Source organism: Persicirhabdus sediminis (genome assembly GCF_016595495.1).
GTDB classification, from domain to species: domain Bacteria; phylum Verrucomicrobiota; class Verrucomicrobiia; order Verrucomicrobiales; family Akkermansiaceae; genus Persicirhabdus; species Persicirhabdus sediminis.
In genome coordinates this window covers 1-3613 of the sequence record NZ_JAENIM010000004.1, presented here as the reverse complement: position 1 = coordinate 3613, position 3613 = coordinate 1, and the positions used below count along the sequence as shown (strand labels likewise).

5 protein-coding genes are annotated in these 3613 nt (G+C 45.7%); 4 read left to right on the top strand and 1 reads right to left on the bottom strand.

Annotated elements, in window-relative coordinates; genetic code table 11:
* Positions 1 to 53: 53 nt before the first annotated feature.
* Together JIN82_RS00045 and JIN82_RS00040 are read left to right on the top strand one after the other, a co-directional pair.
* Positions 54 to 335 (top strand): hypothetical protein, encoded by a 282-nt coding sequence (locus tag JIN82_RS00045; RefSeq protein WP_200309480.1) that lies wholly within the window; start codon positions 54 to 56, stop codon positions 333 to 335.
* Positions 336 to 494: 159 nt separating this feature from the next.
* A complete protein-coding gene (locus JIN82_RS00040) occupies positions 495 to 1121 on the top strand; it encodes a hypothetical protein (RefSeq protein ID WP_200309479.1) in 627 nt (208 codons plus the stop codon).
* On the opposite strand, the gene JIN82_RS17415 is transcribed toward JIN82_RS00040, so the two are convergent.
* The gene (locus tag JIN82_RS17415; RefSeq protein WP_267906484.1) at positions 1118 to 1246 is read right to left on the bottom strand and encodes a hypothetical protein; all 129 of its coding nucleotides are present in this window, start codon (positions 1244 to 1246) and stop codon (positions 1118 to 1120) included. The genes JIN82_RS00040 and JIN82_RS17415 overlap by 4 nt on opposite strands.
* A 16-nt stretch (positions 1247 to 1262) precedes the next feature.
* On the opposite strand from JIN82_RS17415, the gene JIN82_RS00035 reads away from it, so the two are divergent.
* Positions 1263 to 1739 carry a hypothetical protein gene (locus JIN82_RS00035; protein WP_200309478.1) on the top strand — a complete coding sequence of 159 codons (477 nt, stop codon included), beginning with the start codon at positions 1263 to 1265 and terminating at the stop codon, positions 1737 to 1739.
* 122 nt (positions 1740 to 1861) lie between these two features.
* Positions 1862 to 2368, top strand: coding sequence for a hypothetical protein (locus JIN82_RS00030; protein ID WP_200309477.1), 507 nt, complete (start codon positions 1862 to 1864; stop codon positions 2366 to 2368).
* The last annotated feature ends 1245 nt before the right edge of the window (positions 2369 to 3613 follow it).

The following is a 3613-nucleotide window of genomic DNA, read 5'->3' as shown; positions in this document are numbered from 1 at the left end:
GGTCAGCGGTTGGTGTGCTAGACGTTCGGCAGAAAACTTGACCCGACTATGCGATGTTAATCACCCGCGAAGAATACCAGAAAAAGCTTAACCTTATGAGGCGTTTGATCAACGGGTTTATGTGCCTTTGCCTGCTACTTCCACTCGTAGGAATTATCGCTCTTCTTTTTGGTTTCGTGGAACCCGGTGACGGTAAAGGAAGCATGACGACCATGCAGGTCACCATTATTTTGGCTGGGATTTCCGTCTTGATTCTTGTTCTCTGGAAGTTGTTTTCGATCGCTTTAAATTGGATTGCCAAACGCCAGATTGCGCTACTATTCGACGGTAAGTGAAGCTCGGATCGAGAAGCCAAACCCGAAAAGCCGAACAAGGCAGCGCACACCAATCCACTACCCGCTCCGAGTCAAAATCTGAATGATAATTATGAACCTTAACCTGAAATCAAAGCTCGCCCTCTGGTAGTGGATGGGTGGCTTTTGACGTTCGGCTAAATGAACAAAGACAAAACTAGATTTAGGTATCATATAGAGAACGATACTTCTATGAGATTTTTTATCCGCCAATCTAAATGGGTGGAGTATGAGGAATCATTGATCACGGAGGAGATGATTAGCTCATCTAAAGCTGGAATTGTAGCATACCCCAGCGGTGAGGCTATGTTCATGTATGGTAATATCTACCCAGTCCCTAATGGTGTAACATTTAATAATGGTGCAATCTATCAAGACGAACGTCAGGATTATTCTAAGAGTCTAATGAGAGCAGGGCAGGATAAGGTTGAGATCCATCATGGGGATTCTCTCAGTCAAGATGAAGATCCTAGGTCTCATTATTCAACCAGTATTACCAATATATCTGATTCTAAGATTAGGGTATTCAAGTTTGCGGCGTATATGAAAGGTTTCTTTGGGAAGCTTTCACGTGAGAGTGAGGGGTTTTATTGTCCAAGGCAGTTCAAGGAATGGTTTAGAGTGTCAGATGATGATGGTTGGATTCTACCTAACCAGACAGTGTGTGATCCAGACAACTTCGGTTACGGTAAGGGATTATGGCTATATTTCTTCGAGGATGAGAGTGGTGGCGTTTTTATTGGTAGTGCCACATTGGGTCGAGACTAACTTGCCGAACTAGACGCAGTAGCCAACCACTGACCGTCTCGTTGTTTGACAACTTGGTTTGGCTTCGATAGAGTGCTTTGTAATGCGTAGTTTAAAGCCTCGATGTCAGTGGTGGCTATGCTCATATGTTAGCGCAAGATTATGAAGATCACTCCCAAGCGCATAGGTTTCATCCTAACGACCTTGCTTTTCGTTGTCGCTGGCTTAGGTGCATATCTGAAGCTCTGCGTTTTTGGGTGGAAGGAGGAATGGAGTCTCGCGGTTGGCATCGTCAGAATGAAGGTGCCTTTTGAGGATGACGCAAAGGTTCTGAGTCGCTTCACATACAAGCTGTCAACGGGATCGACCGCTGAGATCGAGCTTGAATCGGGCATGATCACGGATCCCCCTTGGGCCGATGAATCTGAAGGGCATTCTGTCCGCCTCATGCTCGATGGCCATGGAGTAAACGCTCGTGGATATTTGCGATTTGATCCACTCCGAATCGAGTATGTTGGACCGAATGAGGATGCGGAGGTGTTCCAGCAGATTGTCGACTTGGCGCAGAGTCGAGGTGTGGCCGGGCCGATCGAAATTGTGGAGATCAACACACCGATCAACGTCGTAACAAAGCGCTAACAAGTCGCAGCACCCAACCGCTTCTCCGCCGAATTCCTGACCTTTATGACAATTTCAATCTCAACCCAAAAACGTAGCGCGCTGAGTGGTCAGCGGTTGGTGTGCTAGACGTTCTGCAAAAAATGAAGGTTCCAACCGAGGATCAACTGGCAGGATCGAAACCGTATTGCTTAGATACCGAGTGGATGCTCAAGAATTTCCTCGGGAAGACTAAGGAAGAAGCGATCGAACTCATGAACTCCACTGGAGGAATCTCAGAGGATTTTACCTACATGGCCACAGATGGTTTGAGGTTTTACCTTGAAGCCGCATTGGAGTACTTGAAGGGAGATTCCGTTGCAACCGAGGAATGGGACTTCCCCAGCGGGCTACTTTGCTCGTTGATGTGTCAGGTTAAGTATTCCAACGTGGATCCCTCGATGCTGCCGCTCATCAAAGAAGTTGCCAATTATTGCAAGCATCACACCAAGAAGCTTGGTCTCGATGAAAGTTGTGAACTGTATCAAAGCTACATCAAAAGCATCGAAGAAGCAGAACAAGGCGTCGCACCACAATCCGCTACCCGCTCCGAGTCGAAGCTGGAGGGTAACGATAAACCTAAAACTGAATCGAAGGAACGCTCCCGGTAGCGGATGTGTGGACTTCGACGTTCTCTAGAAATATGGACATTCCATGGAAGAAGATTGATTCTACAGAGATAGCTCAAAAGGTATCTGAACAAGTATGCTGGGAAGATTCCGATTTATCATATTATATATTTTGCGATACCTGTATAAATCTTGAAGACGGAAGTTCTGTTTCAGGGATAGGGTTGCGGCTAATCATAAGTTGTTGCTCTGCTCCATGTTCCCACCTCGAAATATGCCTTTTAGATATAACGGAACCTGTTTCATTACCTCTGAGCGTCAGCCATTTTAATGGGTATATAGACGATGGGCTACAATTTCGATTCGCATTTCACTATAATTCATTTGATTCTCGCTGTCGTAGAGCATTTTACCGTTTTATCGATATAGATCATTCAGAATCTTATAGGCTTTATTCTAGCCCTAGCGTGTTATCAGCTGCCGAAGGCCCAATATCCAGAGAAGGATATGCTGAGTCACAAACTCTAGATGGCGGGCACATAATTTTAACTGGAGATGACAATAACCCGGTACTAAGTATCACGAACTCTAATGGTCAAGAATGCGAAGTGAAGCTAGATTTTGCATCAGCTAAATGTCTCGTAGAATCATTACATTACAAAGCTAACAAATAAGAGAACAAGCCAGCGCACACCAATCCACTACACGCTAAGTAGTTTAGTTTTATGACAATTTTAACCTTTAACCTCTTCGTCGAAGCCCGCTCCCAGTAGTGAATGAGTGGCTTTTGACGATATCTGGATGAATGCGGCAGCTAGCTGATAGAAAAGAGCTTCTCGGCAGACTGTTCAAGTGAACATTTCAAGCTTGACTCCGTGAAACGGTGTCAGTATCATCGTAGCGCAGCGAGCAGAGGGAAAGATCAGCGTAGCCTTTCAGAATGAGCGCGAGCTTAGATGATACAAGAGTGCGAGAGAACTCGAGCCTGTATAGCTTGAAATGAGAACTTGCACTCAGTGAGGCTTTTATCTATCAACTAGATCTAACGTTGCGCGCACAAGCTTGCGCAGAGGATGACAAGTCAGTTTTTTCTGCAAGTTATCCTGCGATGAACCTGACAGAAAAAACTCTATGAAAGAAGTCATCCTAGCATTCCCGTCTCCGCACGAGCTCGATTCCTTGAGTAGGATAGACGTGCGGACAGATATCAAGTCGTTGCGCCTAACTGCGTCTCAGTCCCTCATTCGTTTCACTCAATCAAGCCTGCTCTCGCAGTAGGCGAACTCT